The organism is Tateyamaria sp. (assembly GCF_039945315.1).
In the GTDB taxonomy this organism is placed as follows: Bacteria; Pseudomonadota; Alphaproteobacteria; order Rhodobacterales; family Rhodobacteraceae; genus Tateyamaria.
In genome coordinates this window covers 26,933-42,966 of sequence record NZ_JBDUXB010000016.1, presented here as the reverse complement: position 1 = coordinate 42,966, position 16,034 = coordinate 26,933, and the positions used below count along the sequence as shown (strand labels likewise).

Annotated in this window: 13 protein-coding genes and 2 pseudogenes; 2 read left to right on the top strand and 13 right to left on the bottom strand. The window is 56.0% G+C overall.

What is annotated here, in order from left to right; all coding sequences use genetic code 11:
* From ABJD00_RS04425 to ABJD00_RS04375, 11 genes and pseudogenes are all read right to left on the bottom strand, one after another.
* A pseudogene (locus ABJD00_RS04425) lies at nt 1-84 on the bottom strand (IS6 family transposase); the annotation flags it as partial.
* Nucleotides 85-570: 486 nt separating this feature from the next.
* Nucleotides 571-1,740 (bottom strand): carbohydrate porin, encoded by a 1,170-nt coding sequence (locus tag ABJD00_RS04420; RefSeq protein ID WP_413848798.1) that lies wholly within the window; start codon nt 1,738-1,740, stop codon nt 571-573.
* Nucleotides 1,741-1,770: 30 nt separating this feature from the next.
* The gene (locus tag ABJD00_RS04415) at nt 1,771-3,270 is read right to left on the bottom strand and encodes an amidase (RefSeq protein WP_413848796.1); all 1,500 of its coding nucleotides are present in this window, start codon (nt 3,268-3,270) and stop codon (nt 1,771-1,773) included.
* Between the two features lie 282 nt (nt 3,271-3,552).
* Nucleotides 3,553-4,260, bottom strand: a pseudogene (locus tag ABJD00_RS04410) (IS6 family transposase).
* Between the two features lie 429 nt (nt 4,261-4,689).
* The gene (locus tag ABJD00_RS04405; protein WP_413848794.1) at nt 4,690-5,613 is read right to left on the bottom strand and encodes a quinone oxidoreductase family protein; all 924 of its coding nucleotides are present in this window, start codon (nt 5,611-5,613) and stop codon (nt 4,690-4,692) included.
* A gap of 459 nt (nt 5,614-6,072) precedes the next feature.
* A complete protein-coding gene (locus tag ABJD00_RS04400) occupies nt 6,073-6,777 on the bottom strand; it encodes a tetratricopeptide repeat protein (protein ID WP_413848792.1) in 705 nt (234 codons plus the stop codon).
* Between the two features lie 694 nt (nt 6,778-7,471).
* Nucleotides 7,472-8,767: a serine hydroxymethyltransferase gene (glyA, locus tag ABJD00_RS04395; protein WP_413848790.1), complete on the bottom strand. Its 1,296-nt coding sequence runs from the start codon at nt 8,765-8,767 to the stop codon at nt 7,472-7,474.
* 18 nt (nt 8,768-8,785) lie between these two features.
* Nucleotides 8,786-9,757, bottom strand: coding sequence for a 2-hydroxyacid dehydrogenase (locus tag ABJD00_RS04390; protein ID WP_413848788.1), 972 nt, complete (start codon nt 9,755-9,757; stop codon nt 8,786-8,788).
* On the bottom strand, nt 9,757-10,644 hold the full coding sequence (gene sucD, locus ABJD00_RS04385; protein WP_413848786.1) for a succinate--CoA ligase subunit alpha: 888 nt from the start codon (nt 10,642-10,644) through the stop codon (nt 9,757-9,759). The genes ABJD00_RS04390 and sucD overlap by 1 nt, the downstream gene beginning before the upstream one ends.
* Complete coding sequence (locus ABJD00_RS04380; RefSeq protein WP_413848784.1) at nt 10,641-11,840, bottom strand: malate--CoA ligase subunit beta; 1,200 nt, start codon at nt 11,838-11,840, stop codon at nt 10,641-10,643. The genes sucD and ABJD00_RS04380 overlap by 4 nt, the downstream gene beginning before the upstream one ends.
* Nucleotides 11,841-11,867: 27 nt before the next feature.
* Nucleotides 11,868-13,106, bottom strand: a complete 1,239-nt coding sequence (locus ABJD00_RS04375) for an aminotransferase class V-fold PLP-dependent enzyme (protein ID WP_413848782.1) — start codon at nt 13,104-13,106, stop codon at nt 11,868-11,870.
* 234 nt (nt 13,107-13,340) lie between these two features.
* Here ABJD00_RS04375 and ABJD00_RS04370 point away from each other — a divergent pair, with 234 nt between their 5' ends.
* Complete coding sequence (locus tag ABJD00_RS04370) at nt 13,341-13,943, top strand: LuxR C-terminal-related transcriptional regulator (RefSeq protein ID WP_413848800.1); 603 nt, start codon at nt 13,341-13,343, stop codon at nt 13,941-13,943.
* 99 nt (nt 13,944-14,042) lie between these two features.
* Entirely contained in the window at nt 14,043-15,020 is a 978-nt protein-coding gene (locus ABJD00_RS04365) for an HpcH/HpaI aldolase/citrate lyase family protein (RefSeq protein WP_413848780.1), read from the top strand.
* 347 nt (nt 15,021-15,367) lie between these two features.
* On the opposite strand, the gene ABJD00_RS04360 is transcribed toward ABJD00_RS04365, so the two are convergent.
* Nucleotides 15,368-15,748 (bottom strand): hypothetical protein, encoded by a 381-nt coding sequence (locus tag ABJD00_RS04360; protein ID WP_413848778.1) that lies wholly within the window; start codon nt 15,746-15,748, stop codon nt 15,368-15,370.
* Complete coding sequence (locus ABJD00_RS04355) at nt 15,748-15,951, bottom strand: hypothetical protein (RefSeq protein WP_413848776.1); 204 nt, start codon at nt 15,949-15,951, stop codon at nt 15,748-15,750. The genes ABJD00_RS04360 and ABJD00_RS04355 overlap by 1 nt, the downstream gene beginning before the upstream one ends.
* Nucleotides 15,952-16,034 lie beyond the last annotated feature (83 nt).

The window sequence follows — 16,034 nt, the reverse complement described above, 5'->3', positions numbered from 1 at the left end:
CGGTAACCGAATGTACAACATCACCGCCAAGCGAATGATTTCCGGGCTGCTTTGAAAGCCCTTGAAAGGGTTAGGTTTGGTCATGTTCAGACGCTACGAGGCCGCCCTGCCCGTCTCAACTGGAATCTTTCTGACAAGACCCGCACCCCGTATGCGAACACCAATGACACAGTTCGGTATATCCAAGGGTTGAAAGCCGCTTACAGCGATTAAAGCTGTATCCGATCTCTTCGCAATTTAGTTACTCGAATGGAGGTCCAGCGCTGGCCCACAGCGAAAGACCGCTTCGAGCTCTTCTTGGTCGTTAGTAAACAGTGTGGCATGCAGCGCTGTCCACGAATGGCCTGTATGCGAAAGCTGCGCCGCGGCATTTAAGCCTCCGGTGAGCGACCGGATTGGGCCGGAAGCGGCATTTGCCTCACTTTTGCTGAACGGCGGTTTTGTCCGCACAGCAGTCGTTCGAGCGGTCTGTAGCGAACGACCGCTCTGAGCCCGAAGCTGCTATAGCTAAACCCTCATTGAGCGATTTGATTGCTCCGCCCCCAAGGTAGGATAATTGCGAAAAACCACTCAAAATGTGAGTCTTGTTCTGAGACCAAACACCAGTTTTGTGGAGTCGCCCGATGAAAGTGGCGTATCGAAAATCGCCTGCACGGAAGGGGTTATCTGAATGTGGTCTGTTGCATCCCATCTAAAGAATGCTTCTGCGGCTCGCTGCTCGCCGAGTGTCGTATCAGAGAGCCTCTCCCACCCCAATGCGAAGCCAAATTCCGCAACTCCATTTTCTGGGCGATAAAGTGTGCCTGCGGTAAATGACCGGTCTGCGCGCGCGACAGAGCCCTCGGAAACCCCAGCCCTAACAAATGGCATCCAGCCGTTATCCATCATCCAGTTGACCGAAAAGGCTAGCCCGTAATCTTCTGGTTTGCCGGCATCCTCTCTTTCGCCAAGATGCCAGAGCGTTAGGTGAATGGCGCGGTCGAACCGGCGTGTCCTGTCCGGTGACCAACTGAGATAGGCCTGAGAAAAGAACTCGGGGCCGTTCGGGAACCACTCGACCGAACCGCTATTGCCGTTAGCGTCATGGATGGTCAATCCTAACACGGTCTGGTCATTGGGCTTAAAACCGAAACCCGCGCCAAATCCCAGATCCGGGAAAGCAATGGTCGAGTTGACCAGGAGCGACGCGTTCTGAAATCGGGTCCACTGTCCCGAATAGCCGGACAGGTCGACGAAATCCAACGGGTCGAGCCTGCCAAATACAAAGGCGGCACTGCCCCTTTTAAGATATTGCTCCCAATAGAACGGTGCGAGAAACCATCCGGCATCGGTAAAGCTGGTTCCAGTCAATCCGGCATAGCCAAGCCGAGGACCGAGGGACGCAGGCGCGTCACCGAAGGCTGTCCGGTTTTCAATTTTCCAGACAAGGCTTCCGGTCTCTGGAGTATCGCGACCTGTCAGGGTCCAGCGCCCATAGAGCCGGAACACCCCCGACGACGCGGACTCGCCATTATCGGCGCGCTGAGCGAGGATGGCCAAGTCTCCACCAATGTCGAAGCCAAAGTTCTCCCGCAGGTCCATTTTTCGCTTCTGCCACCCTCGCAACGTCTTAGGTTCTGCCGCATCATCCGCGCTCAGGTCCGCGCCGACACTACTGGGGCCGCCTAAAAAAGTGGACTGGTCAATTGGTTCCTCCGCCAAAATTGAGGACCCAAGCGTCACGCCGAGGATCGTAAACACATATGTTTTAAGACACGACACCAACGCCTATCAGACCGGGATGTACTTGCAAGAGTACGGTGCCCAGCGGTCTTTCCAAGGGCGCGCCTCTTCTAGTTCGAAAGCCAACTCGTACAGCTTGCGGTCGTTGCCCCTGGCCGCCTGGAACATCGATCCGATCGGCAGACCCGTCTCCGGGTCCCAGTTCAGGGGGACGGACATAGCCGCATGGCCGGAAACGTTCACGGAAGCCGTATAGGACAGGCCAGCCTGAAGGAAGTTAACAGTAGACTCGTTGACCATGGTGTCGGGCGTTAGCGCGTATGCGTCTATCGACAGGAACGGCATGCAGGGTGACAGCAGCAGGTCGACCCCTCCAAAGACCTGTGCGTATAGCTCCGGTATAGTGGCGAGATACTCCAGACCTGCCGCCTGTACGTCTGCTGGTATATTGCTGCCGTATTCGATCAGGCTCGCCGTAAAGACATCAAGTAGACCACTGTCCATTGCGTTGGCCCCAGTAATCGCTCTCGCCTGATCGGAGAACACGCCAAACTGGCCAAGGAACGCGCTGTTGAAATTCGTGAAGAATTCGGAGGCATTGATTGGAATGTCCGCTTCGACGACTTCGTGGCCTAGGTCCCGCAACAACTGCGCCGTTTGCTCTTGCGCGGCCGCAACTGCCGGATGAACCGGTTCTCCGCCGTCCAGCGTTAGCGCAAATCCTATCCTGAGCCGATTTGCTGACGGTCCCGTGACCAACCCAATAGTAGAAAACGGCCCGTTTGGGTCTTCCGTGTGCACAAACAACGCAGCACTGTCTCGGACCGTGCGGCTGATTGCCTGATTGGTCTTGAACGGCCCGTGCACGCCGCCAGCTTCGCCGGGCAGCATGCGTGCCCGGCTCGGTTTTATACCGAACAAACCTTGCGCGCCGGTTGGCAAGCGGTTGGAGCCTCCCCCATCCGTACCATGGGCCAAAGGCACCATTCCCGAGGCGACCGCAGATGCCGCACCCCCCGAGGACCCAAGAGCAGATACGGAAAGATCCCATGGGTTGCGTGTCGCGCCGAATGCCGAGTTGTTTGTGATGATACCCAACTGTGCGAACTCCGGCACGTTCGTCATACCGATGATGTTCATGCCTGCGGCCTCGACACCGTCGATGTAGGGAACGTTTTCAGCAGGGATATTCGACAACATCATTCGCGACCCGTCCGTCCGACGCACGCCGCCGACGTCAATCATGTCCTTGATCAGGATCGGCATGCCCGCAAATGTCGTATCCGCCGAGATCGTTTTCGCGTTCTCGAAGGCTCGTTCATAGGTGCGGGTCGTGATCGCATTGACGATGGGTTCCATCGCCTCAATCCGGCGGATCGTGATTTCGACTGCTTCACGAGCGGAGATTTCACCTTTCTTGATCAACTCGGCCATGCCTAGCGCATCGTAATCAATGAATTCATCACTTCGCTTTGGAGCGGCCTGTGCAGGTTTGGCAATAGCCGGTGCAAGCGCGGCGTACGACACCGTGCCAATGATATTTTTCAAAACACTGCGCCGTGATGGCATTCCAAAACCTCGATCATAGCCTGACAACGTGAGCAGGATACTCAACAACTTTTGGGAGTAAATACATAGAAGGAATGAGCAAGTTGCAGGAGGGCATATACTGGACTTGGGCGTCAGCTTCGTCCGCAACTCAGCCGTTCACTTACAATGCGAAGAACGGCAACTTCTAGGCGTTTTATAGGTCCAGAGCCTAAACCATCCGAAATTTGGTGGTGTCAGACGAATTCGAACCAGTCTCAGTTTGCCGCGGAATGCGTGAACTTATCCGGAACAAAGCTGCCGCCACTCGGCGAGAGCGGCGGAACGTGCCTCTTTGAAGTTTGTCCGTTTGGAGAGCGATCATTCCTGGTTAAAGTGATTTGAGACGGAAGCGTGAACTGCAGCGAATTTCTGAAGACTTCGCATCCGCCGGAACCGGAGCATTGCCCGCTCTCTTCGTCGGAATGGCAGGTGAGAATTCTCCGCTCGATTGTTGAGCCACCCACCGGTTTCTTGACGGGCACCTGCGCCAATGTCGCGCAAGGCAGCTCGGTAGGATCGGAGTTTGTCCGAAACGATCACTTCAGGGCTGCCGTATCGTTTCATTGATTTCCTGAGGAATTTCAACGCAGCTTTGCGGTCCCGACGCTTGGTGACGTAGCTTTCCAGTATCTCGCCTTCGTGGTCCACAGCCCGCCACAAGTAGTGCGTCTCGCCGTTGATCTTCACGAAAACCTCGTCGAGATGCCACTGCCAATTCGAATAAGATCGCATCCGGCTGACCCTGTTTCTGCGGATCTCAGCCGCGAACATCGGGCCAAATCTATTCCACCAGAACCGAACCGTTTCATGACTAATCTCAATGCCACGCTCATGTAGCAGGTCTTCAACGTTGCGAAGAGACAGAGGAAATCGAACGTACATCATTACCGCCAGGCGAATGATCTCAGTGCTGGTTTTAAAGTAGCGAAATGGATCAGGTTTGGTCATGCCTGAACGCTACAAATCCGCCCTGCCCGCCTCAAGTTGGTTTCTTCTGACAGTGCCTTCCGTAGCGATAGCGGGAACCGCTCATACATCATTACCGCCAGGCGGATGATCTTAGGGCTGGTTTTGAAGTAGCGAAATGGGTTGGGTTTGATCATCCGACGAAGCTACGAAACCGACCTACCCGCCTCAAGCTGGTTTCTTCTGACAGTGCCGTTGATTTTTCTGTGTTGCAGGAATGGCTGCTTACGGAGCGCAGTCCAAGCTTGCCCTGCAGCGCCGCCGCAATACCGTTCTGAGCACAATGCGTCGGGCTTCTGCAATTCAGCGGATATCCGCGTCGATGTCGTGACAAGTCACCCGATTCATGGTTTCTGCGTCAGGCATTGAAGATCAGGCCTCACAAGCAGTGCCACGACCCAAAGTAACACCTTAGATTTCCAATACCGTACAGCCTGTTGTCTGGCGCGCCTCCAGCGCTTCATGGGCGTTTGCTACATCTCGTAATGCGAACCGCTGGCCTATATTGACCTTCACATCTCCTGCCAGCACTTTTTTGGCAAGATGCTGTGCCATGGCCTGACAAGTTGCGTGATCGGCAATATGAGTGAACAGAGTTGGACGCGTGATTTTCAGCGATCCCTTTTTTCCTAGAAGGCCAATTTCAAAAGGGGGCACCGGCCCCGATGCATTTCCAAAAGATATCATCATACCAAGAGGTTTCAGGGAATCTAGCGATCCTTCGAACGTGTCTTTGCCGACAGCGTCCATCACCACGTCGACTCCTTTGCCGTCTGTCAGGCTGCGCACTTGCGCCACCCAATCGCCGCTGCGGTAGTTCAGGCAATGGGTTGCCCCATATTCCTGCGCGAGCTGGCATTTTTCGTCTGTTCCTGCAGTTCCGATCAAGGTGATCCCTTCCGAGCGGGCCCATTGGCAAGCCAGAAGGCCCACTCCGCCTGCTGCCGCGTGAAACAGCACTGTATCACCCGACTTCAGAGGTGAAGTGCGGCGGAAAAGATACTCCACAGTCAGACCCTTGAGCATCATCGCGGCACCTTCCTCAAAGGAGATACCTTCAGGCAATGGACAGACCTGGGCGGCGGGCATGACACGTGCCTCGGTGTAAGCGCCGGGAGGGTTTGCGGCATAGGCCGCACGATCACCGACCTTAAGATGCGTAACCCCTTCGCCCACGGCCTCGATCATGCCCGCGGCTTCCATGCCCATCGCATGGGGCAATTGCATCGGGTAAAGTCCGGTGCGCTGGTAAACATCGATGAAATTCAGGCCCACAGCCTTATGTGCGATGCGGATCTCGCCTTTGCCCGGTTCACCCACATCAAGGTCCACCAATTTAAACTGCTCTGGTCCGCCATGCGCTTCGCATTATTGCAGTCAGTGCCATTTTCGATCCTCCCCTTTTTCTTGCACCATGAAGACAATTTTACCGGGATGTCCAATATTTACTTGTGACTTTTGCACCACGCAGTCTGGATATGCTCAAGGGCTATGTCACTGAATCCTTTGCAATTTGTGTCGGTGCCTCTGCTATCACCACTGCCAACATCAAAGCTGATATATTGCCGATGGGCGACTTTCGAACTCTTCGCAGCGAATTCACGCTTTGTCCCTCAACTCGGTCATTGCCCCACCAAGATTCGCCGCGGTCGCGCCCAATATCTGCTTTTCTAGCTGCGATGCAGCGCGTAGCCGAAGCGCGCAGTTTGCTGCAAGAGCGAAGGGCGCGATTTCAGTACGGCTGCTTTGGGCTCAGTGCGGTCATTCGCTGCGGGGCGCCACAAGGTCCGCTTTTCAGCAGCCCTTGTAATCCTTGGCCACGCATGCCCGTGCAAGCCGCTGCGCTTCCGTGATTTGATCTGCGGTCATCTGTGAAGCCACTGTGTCTCTATTTTTCGCGCCAATTTCGTTACCGAGTGAAGCTGCAATATTAAACCACATATGCGCGTAAACATTGTCTTGGATGACGCCTAGTCCTCTGCTGTACATCAAGCCTAGACTGATCTGCACACCTGCGTCACCCTGTTCTGCTGCCATGCGATACCACTTCAACGCTTCGGCGTAATCCTTCGGGACGCCTTGGCCGTAGCGGTGCATCCCGCCCAGAGCGTCCTGCGCACTTGCGCTGCCCTGTTCTGCTGCCAAGCGATACCACTTCAACGCTTCGGCGTAATCCTTCGGGACGCCTTGTCCATTGCCGTACATCCAGCCCAAGTTATTCTGCGCATCGGCTTGACCCTTTTCCGCGGCCAAGCGAAACCAATTCACCGCTTCGGCATAATCCTTCGGGACGCCTTGTCCATTGCCGTACATCACACCCAGATTGCTCTGCGCAATTGCGTTGCCCTGTTCGGCCAGCGGACGCCACTCTTCGAGCGCAGTTTCAAAGTCGTCAGCCATATACGCCGCCATTCCTTTGTCGAAATCCTGCGCCCTGACGGTTTGACCACCAACAGCCAAAAGCACCGCCAGAGCAATAGCACCAAAAACCTGTTTCAAAACGCCTACCTCCAAAACTCAAGTGCAGGTTATGCACCTCAAATTGGAAACGCCAGTTGCGTTCTGGGATGTCGGTGTTCCCGCAGGTCAGACAAGGCCCTGATCGATCGCCTTCGGTCCTGACGTTCGCTGCGTGGCGCTTCAATGACCGAGTTGCGGACAAAGCGGACTTGTGCAGTCACAGCCTTTGCTCACGCAGCATTTTGCTCGCAGGTGCGGCACACTCATCGTTGCGGTGCAGCCAAGTCACCAAACCAGTCATTCAAAGCGGGTGTCAGGAATAATGTTCAAACAACCTTTTCGCTAGAAAAAGGTATAACAAGGACGGCGCGTACAAACTTGCCATTCGAGCCAATGTTTGCAGGAGTGTCTGTGGTCAGGGTTTTTGGCACCAATCGCGGCGAAAGCTATGAGAGAGTTTGGCTCATCTGGTTGGTTTGAGTATGCGGCGCGTTGTCTGTGATGCAAGCGTTGCGTTTCGAGCGTTTTTCGATTGATATTTTTCCATTGCCTGACAGGGTATCGCGCAGCAATGTCCCGAGAAGGGCGTTACTTTAGAATGGCCTTGCCTCGTCCGGATGCTGCGACCATCTCGGACGTCCGATTTGTTACTCATCACCCGTTCCAAGGCCAATCTAGCACATACGATCAAGACTGCATTTCGCATCATTGTGCTCAACGCGAAAACAAGAATTTAAAGGGCATCGTAAATCTTGAACTGACCGCAAAGCTTTAACACTCCGGATTTCACCTTGGCCTCAACGGTGGCATTTCCGTCTTCACCATTGGCAGCGAGCCCGGTGGTGACCTCGACAATCCAATCGGCGATCTGGCGGAACTCAGGTTCTGCGAACCCACGTGTGGTTCCAGCCGGTGAGCCTAGCCGCAGCCCGCTCGTAATCATCGGCTTTTCGGTATCGAAGGGAATGCCGTTTTTGTTGCAGGTGATATGCGCGCGCCCCAAGGCCTTTTCAGCGGCATTTCCTTTGACGCCTTTGGGACGCAGGTCGACCAACATGACATGGGTGTCGGTCCCGCCAGTGACAATGTCCAGACCACCTTTGATCAGCTGATCCGCCATGGCTTGGGCGTTCTTGATCACCTGCACTTGATAGTCTTTGAAACTGGGTTCCAACGCCTCACCAAAGGCGACGGCCTTGGCGGCAATCACATGCATCAGGGGGCCGCCCTGAATGCCGGGGAAAATCGCCGAGTTGAACTTTTTCGCAAGTGCTTCATCGTTGGTCAGGATCAAGCCGCCGCGTGGTCCGCGCAAGGTTTTATGCGTGGTGGTCGTGGCCACATCCACATGAGGGAAAGGCGAGGGGTACAGCCCTGCAGCAATCAACCCGGCAAAATGCGCCACATCGGCCAGCAGATAGGCACCCACCTTGTCGGCAATGGCGCGAAACCGAGCGAAATCTAACTGACGCGGAATGGCCGAACCACCAGCGATGATCATCTGTGGTTTGTGCTCCAGCGCGAGGGCCTCCAGCTGGTCGTAATCAACATCGAGCGTGTCCTTGCGCACACCGTATTGCACGGGCGTAAACCACTTGCCCGACTGGTTCGGCGCCGCGCCATGAGTGAGATGGCCGCCCGCGTCCAAGGACATGCCGAGGATGGTGTCACCCGGCTGTAGCAACGCCTGAAAAACCCCTTGGTTGGCTTGCGAGCCGGAATTGGGCTGCACGTTTGCAAAGTCACAGTTAAACAGCAGTTTGGCGCGATCAATTGCAAGGTTCTCAGCGATATCAACGTATTGACACCCACCGTAATACCGCCGTCCCGGATAACCTTCGGCGTATTTGTTGGTCATCACTGACCCTTGCGCCTGCATTACGGCCTTTGAGACTATGTTCTCAGAGGCGATCAGCTCAATCTCGTCGCGTTGGCGACCCAGCTCTGAGGTGATCGATGCGAACAGCTCGGGGTCGCTATCGGCCAAGTCGCGGTTGAAAAAGCCGTCGGGGCGGAAAGTTGCAGTCATAAGGATGTCTCCTGTGGATTAGGCCACGCGGTCGCGCGGTGCTGAGCCTTTGAAAAAGTCATTGAGGTTATCCACCACACGAAAACCCATCGCCTCACGCGCTTCTTTCGTGGCACTGCCCAGATGAGGCAGCATGACGAGGTTGTCACATTGGGCCAGCATCGGGTTGATGCGGGGCTCCGCATCGAACACGTCCAAAGCGGCACCGCCGATAGTGTCGAACATCAAAGATTGTGCAAGGGCGTGTTCATTAACAACCTCACCGCGTGCCGTGTTGATCAGGAAAGCGTCCAGTTTCATCAGATCAAGCCGGGCCGAATTAATCATGTGCCGATTTTCTGCACCACCAGGGCAATGGAGCGAGACGAAATCGCTTTGCGGCAGCAAGTCCTCGATGGTGTCGACTTGGCGGGCATTGAATTGTGCAAGGATCTTGGGATCGACCTTGGAGCGGTTAAACACCACAATCTCCATCCCAAACCCATGATGCGCACGGCGGGCCATTTGCTGCCCGATGCGGCCAAAGCCAACAATGCCAAGCGTTTTGCCGGACACTTTGGTGCCAATCAGATGCGTCGGACGCCAGCCAGACCACGCCCCCGCGCGCACTTCGCGTTCACCATCTCCGGCACGCCGGGCGACCATCAGCATCAAGGTCATCGCCAGATCGGCGGTGCAGTCCGACAGCACATCAGGCGTGTTGGTGATGGCGATGCCGTGCTTTGCGGCAGCATTCACATCAATATGCGAAAAACCGACGCCATAGTTGGCAAGGATCTTGGTCTGTGCCTTTGGCACATTCATCGCCTCGGCACCGATCTTATCCGTGACTGTTGGCAGGACGGCGTCGAACTTTGCAATTGCCTCGCGAAAATCAGCCTCTGACAGCGGTCGATCATTACGGTTCAGCACGACGTTATAGTCTTCGGCCAGCTTTTGCTCGACCACTTTGGGCCAACGGCGGGTGAGCAGGACACTTGGTTTGATCATCACACGGTCTCCATTACTTTTGCTATCGTTTCGCCAATCACAGCGGGGTTTTCCGCCACGGTCACACCGGCGGCAGACAGGATTTCGACCTTTTCAGAGGCGCTTTCCCCGAAGGCAGAGATAATCGCCCCCGCGTGCCCCATGGTGCGCCCTTTGGGGGCTGTCAGACCGGCGACATAGGCGATCACGGGCTTGCTCACGTGATCACGGATATAATCCGCAGCTTCGGCTTCTTGCGGGCCGCCGATTTCCCCGATCAGGGCGATGACATGGGTGTCCTCGTCCTGCTCAAACTGCTCCAGAATGTCGCGGAAGGAAGAGCCATTGATCGGATCACCTCCAATCCCCACCGATGTCGAAACACCAATGCCACGTTCCTTGAGCTGGGCGGCGGCCTCATACCCCAAGGTGCCGGAGCGTCCAACAATGCCGACGTGGCCTTGCAGATAGATATGGCCGGGCATGATCCCCAACAGAGCCTTACCGGGGCTGATCGTGCCTGCGCAATTTGGGCCGGTCAGGATCATGCGGCGTTCTTTGGGGTAGCGGTACATATAGCGTTTGACGCGGATCATGTCCTGCGCGGGGATGCCATCGGTGATGCACACACAGTAGCGGATACCGGCATCTGCGGCCTCCATAATGCCATCGGCGGCAAAAGGCGGCGGGACAAAAACAAGCGACGCTTCAGCGCCTGTCTGCTGCACGGCTTCTTCCACCGTGTTGAACACCGGCACGCCTTCGACGGTTTCACCACCCTTGCCGGGCACAACGCCACCCACAACCTTGGTGCCATACTTCAGCATGTCTTGGGTGTGAAAGCGCGCCATTTTGCCGGTGATGCCCTGCACGATCACTTTGGTGTCGCGGTCCAGTAGAATGCTCATGAGGCTACTCCCATCTTGGTGCCTTGGGACAGGTCATTGCGCCAGGCTCCCACCACCCGTTCAGCGGCCTCGTTCAAAGTTGCTGCTCGGATGATCGGTAGGCCGGATTGTGCAAGGATCTTTTGACCCGCTTCGACATTGGTGCCGGCAAGGCGCACAATTACTGGCACCTCGACGCCCACGTCTTTCATGGCTTGCACCACGCCCTCGGCAACCCAGTCACAGCGGTTGATACCTGCAAAGATGTTCACAAGGATCGCCTGCACATTGGTGTCTGACAGGACCAACCGAAAGGCTTTGGCCACACGCTCGGGCGTGGCACCGCCTCCGATATCAAGGAAGTTCGCAGGCTCACCCCGCGCCAGTTTGATCGTGTCCATGGTTGCCATGGCCAAACCCGCGCCGTTCACGATGCAGCCGATGTTGCCATCGAGCCCGACGTAATTCAGCCCCCGGTCCGCCGCGCGGCTTTCACGCGGGTCTTCTTGGCTTTTGTCGCGCAGTTCGGCCACATGGGGGTGACGAAACAGGGCGTTGTCATCAAAGGTCATCTTTGCATCCAGCGCGATGACGCGGTTGTCTGTGGTGACGACCAGCGGGTTGATCTCCACCATGGTGGCATCCAACTCTGTAAAGGCGCGGTAGCAGCCCTGCAGCGTGCGTACCATTTGTTGGATCATGCCTGTTTCGATCCCCAGTTTGAAAGCAATCTGGCGACACTGGAATTCACGCAGACCCACGGCAGGTTCGACCGTGGCGCGCACAATGCTGTCGGGCTTTTCGGCTGAGATTTCTTCAATCTCCATACCGCCCTCAGCACTGGCCACAATCATTACCCGCTGGGAGGAACGATCGAGCACAAAGCCAAGATAGATCTCACGATTAATCGGCACGGCGGCCTCGACATAGACGCGGTAAATGCCTTTGCCTTCGGGCCCAGTCTGGTGTGTGACCATCTTTTGGCCGAACATCCCTTCGGTGGCTTCTTGAATCTCCACATCGCTGTCGCAGACCTTCACGCCACCTGCCTTGCCGCGCCCCCCTGCGTGGATCTGAGCCTTCACGACCCAACGGTCGCCGCCCAACTCGCGCGCACGGTATGTGGCCTGTTCCGGGCTATAGGCGAGCGCCCCGTCCGGGACAGCAACGCCAAAGTTCGCTAAGACTTCTTTGGCCTGATATTCGTGAATGTCCAAGGTCGCTCCTCCCAAAGCTTGTGGTGATTACTCAGCCGCCAGCGCAGTACCGTAGTGACGGTTCAGTGCGTGATCGACAGCCGCCTGATCCACCTCTGCACCCAGATCCCGCATGGCCTGCGCAAACCGCATCGCGATGTCGGTGATCGCAGTCTGGTTCAGCAGGTTGAGGATCCCGATACGCACCTGAACAGGCTCGGACAACGTGGGCCAAATGCCAAAATTCTGCGCACGGCAATGCTGCACCAGCTCCATCTCGCGGCCTGCCATGTCTTTGGGCAGGTCGAGCACGATCAGCGAGGTCATGTTAGAGGTGATGTCACAGCCCATCGCGTTCAGCGCATCGCGCAATGCGGCCTCATGGAAGGTGTAATCTTTGGCGCGCTGTGCCACGCCCTGCTGCAAAGTGATCCGCAGCGCCTCGTGAAAGGCCGCAACCGCGTAAGCGGAATGGGTGCGGTGGTAGGTGCCTTTTTCCACATCCTCGCCGCCCACAATGCCCCAATGACGCGCCTCAAGGATCGGGTGATGCACAAAGGTGCGCGTGCCGGTCGCTTTCAGTGTTTCAATGTAGTGATCCGTGAAGGACACGGGCGCGTAAGTTAGCGGCAGGCAGCAAATGCCTTTCTGCGGGCATGAGGCCCAGCCATGCACGCCGGGGAAATCATCAATCCGGAAGTCTTCCACACCAAGGCTGGAAACCGCATCCACCAGACCCATCGCGCCATGCTTTTCGCAGGCATCAGAGAACCCTTTGATGTCATTGATCCGGCCAGAGCCTGTTTCCCAATGCGCCATCGCGGCCCACTTTGGCTTGTGTTCGACCAAGGCGGCCTCAACGATCTCACCCGTCACGGACTGCCCGTGGGGGATGTTGATGATGGTGACGCTTGCCGCCTGTGGGTCCATTGAGTTGGCCGCAAGCTCCTCTGCCGTCGCTGCCTTCATGCGCACGGTCAAACCGTCAATGCCGCTGAACGTGCCGTTCACAAACATCACAACACTGTCGCCGGGCATCACAGCGCTGAACATCATGTCGAGGCCCGACCAGCCTGTGCCCGCCACGCCAAAGGTGTAGACGTTGCGCGTGCCCATGACATCGCGCAGCATCTCTTTGCATTCCGCCATGCCGCGCAGCACATCAGGGTGCATGTGATCGGCCATACCGGAGCTGGCGAACCGCGCAAGAACACGGGCGTCGGTATTGCCGGGGCCGGGGCCTGCTGCAATAGTCTCGGGAATGGTCAACTGTGGATGAATGGTCATAGGGCTCTCCTTATCGGTGGGCGAAAATCGATCATCCCTTAAGGTAAATGGAGCGCGAATGCGCACAACGCCCCTAAATCCTGCTTTTGGGTATCTATTTGGGTAGGAAAATTCCTACCTAAAGGGCTCAAAATGCCATAGTATACCAAAAGAAGACCCATGCTAATGGGTAGTTTATTGGGATTACCTTGTATGAATCAAAACGTTGGCCAAAATGACAAGCCGATTGATATTATGCTGGCGGACAGCAACCCACTGGTTTTGAGCGCTTTATCCGAGCTTATCGACCGGGATCCGCGATTCTCTCTGGTTGCGACCTCTGCCACAGCTGAGGGGTTTCTGGGCATTGTCATGCGGGTGCCGGTGCAGATCGGCGTGATCAACTGGAACCTGCCGGTGCTGGGCGGCGCCAAGTTGATTGAGGTGCTGCGCGAACAGGCCATGGCCCCCCGCATTGTCGTTTACGCCGAGGACACAGGCGATCTGCCCCGGCTTGCCATGACAGCGGGGGCGGCTGCCTTTTCGCCCCGCTCCACCCCTGCCGAGACCTTGTTAGAAACCTGTGTGGATGTCGCTGCAGGCAAGATGGTCTTCCCGTTTCTGGACGTGCGCGAGCTGCAATCAGACCCGATCCACCAGCTGTCTCGAAAGGAGCGCGTGATACTTGAGGCGCTTTCAAAAGGCCTCACCAATCGGGAGCTTGCCAAAGAGTTGGAAATCTCCACCAACACGGTCAAATTTCACCTCTCCAATCTCTACGAAAAACTGTCGGTCAAAAACCGCGCACAGGCCATCGCGTTTTACTATTCTTCGCGGCTGGCACTGGATGCGACCTGATTTCGGTATACCCAGATAGACCGAAAGAGTGCTTGACATAATCGGTCGTTCTTAACCTTTTTGGCGCAATATTCTTACCGCCAGAAAGGTCCTAAACAGATGTCATTCCACCCCATAGAACAAGCCTCTGGCCGCCTCAACCGATCAGAGCTTGCCATCCCCGGCAGCCAGCCGCAAATGTTTGAAAAAGCGGCAAAATCAGACGTTGATGTTATCTTTCTGGACCTCGAAGATGCGGTTGCTCCAGATGAAAAGGAACAGGCCCGCAAGAACATCGTCAAAGGCCTGAATGACATCGATTGGGGCACCAAATCCATGTCCGTTAGAATCAATGGATTGGATACGCACTACATGTACCGCGACGTTGTGGATGTGGTCGAACAGGCAGGCGAACGCCTTGATCTGATCATGATCCCCAAGGTCGGCACCGCCGCAGATGTCTATGCCGTCGACATGATGGTTACGCAGATTGAAGACGCCAAAGGATACAAAAAGCGCATCGGTTTTGAGCACATCATTGAGACCGCTTTGGGCATGCAGAACATCACTGAAATCGCTGGTGCCTCCAAGCGGAATGAGAGCCTGCATTTTGGTGTAGCAGACTACGCCGCATCGACCCGCGCGCGCACCACGGTCATCGGCGGTGTGAACGAAAACTACGCCGTGCTGACCGACCCGGATAGCGATGGGAACCGTGAAACCCACTGGGGTGATATGTGGCACTACGCGCTGGCCCGCATGGTGGTTGCTGCCCGCGCCAACGGGTTGCGCCCCATCGATGGGCCTTTTGGTGATTTTCAGGATGCGGACGGCTACCGCGCCGCCGCCTACCGCGCTGCTGTTTTGGGCTGCGAAGGCAAATGGGCCATCCACCCCAGCCAAATTGCCCTTGCAAATGAAGTTATGAGCCCCTCTGAGGGCGAAATCACGAAAGCCCAGCGTATCCTGGAAGCGATGGCGCAGGCCGAAGCGGAAGGCAAAGGCGCGGTCTCACTGGACGGTCGCCTGATTGACTATGCCTCCATCCGCCAGGCGGAAGTCCTTGTAGAAAAGGCAAAGCAGATTGCCGACGGATAACAACAAATGCAATCTGCCGCCTTGCCGAAAGCAAACGCTAGCTTTTGGCAGGGCGACGGCAGCTTTGTCCGCCCCTTGAGCGTTTCGTTCTCGTGGCGCTTTGTATGAATGGCCGGTCTTCACGCTGCGTTGTGACACCGAGTTCCTAGCCGTTGCAGCAATTCAGGCGCTGCGAGCGTACGCAGCATGAAAACCGAACTCACAGAATGGGCTCAGAGCTGTCGTTCGCTGCGCTCTGCCTGAACGACCGCCTTGCGGGACAAAGCGGTCGTACGGGACATCTCCCCGAAGGTGTGCATTTGGGGCCAATATCCACTTTGGCCTCATGATTTCGCGGGGTGGATCCGCTACCAGTTTGAAGTCTGTGACGGTTCCCATACAAACGGGTGTTTTATTCTATAGAAGCCTATTGCGACATCAAACAGGTGTGACTTCCCCGATTGGGTCAAAAACCGCATGGCAGAGCCTGCACTGTCCAATACATGACCACCTTGCAGGCTAGCGGTGAGACTCTCTTTTGTATCAGCAAACTCACAATGAAGCAGCCTGTTCGCGCCAAGCGGTTCGGCCATTTTTGCGTTGACGTGGATGGCGCTGGTTTCCTCGGGAATCAGATGCTCCGGGCCGATGCCGAAGTTGACTACTCCGTCAGGTGCATCCGTTTCCAAGGTCCGTTGATCACCCAACACCATCCTGCCATTCTCAATCTGAGCATCTAAATTATTCATTACCGGGCTACTGATAAACTGTGTCGCAAAAGCGCGCGCGGCGTTTCGCAAACTTCGAGCGGTGTGCCAATTTGTTCGGCAATTACACCGTTCATCACAATCATCCAGTCAGCCATTTTGATTGCTTCGTCGCCGTAAAACAACGGGCCGATACGCTTGACGCAATTGTTGAGGAACTTGATCTCCTGGAGTGAGCTGGCCACTTTGCCCCGAAGGCAAATAGAACCACAATCGCACACTCCATGTTGCCGAAACCAGACCTTCGCCGCGTTGCGACAATTCCGTA

Bases quoted from the DNA above. Each gene is read 5' to 3' on its own strand.
- glyA (WP_413848790.1), bottom strand. From the start codon at position 8,767: ATGACTGCAACTTTCCGCCCCGACGGCTTTTTCAACCGCGACTTGGCC.
- ABJD00_RS04390 (WP_413848788.1), bottom strand. From the start codon at position 9,757: ATGATCAAACCAAGTGTCCTGCTCACCCGCCGTTGGCCCAAAGTGGTC.
- sucD (WP_413848786.1), bottom strand. From the start codon at position 10,644: ATGAGCATTCTACTGGACCGCGACACCAAAGTGATCGTGCAGGGCATC.
- ABJD00_RS04375 (WP_413848782.1), bottom strand. From the start codon at position 13,106: ATGACCATTCATCCACAGTTGACCATTCCCGAGACTATTGCAGCAGGC.
- ABJD00_RS04370 (WP_413848800.1), top strand. From the start codon at position 13,341: ATGCTGGCGGACAGCAACCCACTGGTTTTGAGCGCTTTATCCGAGCTT.
- ABJD00_RS04365 (WP_413848780.1), top strand. From the start codon at position 14,043: ATGTCATTCCACCCCATAGAACAAGCCTCTGGCCGCCTCAACCGATCA.
- ABJD00_RS04360 (WP_413848778.1), bottom strand. From the start codon at position 15,748: ATGAATAATTTAGATGCTCAGATTGAGAATGGCAGGATGGTGTTGGGT.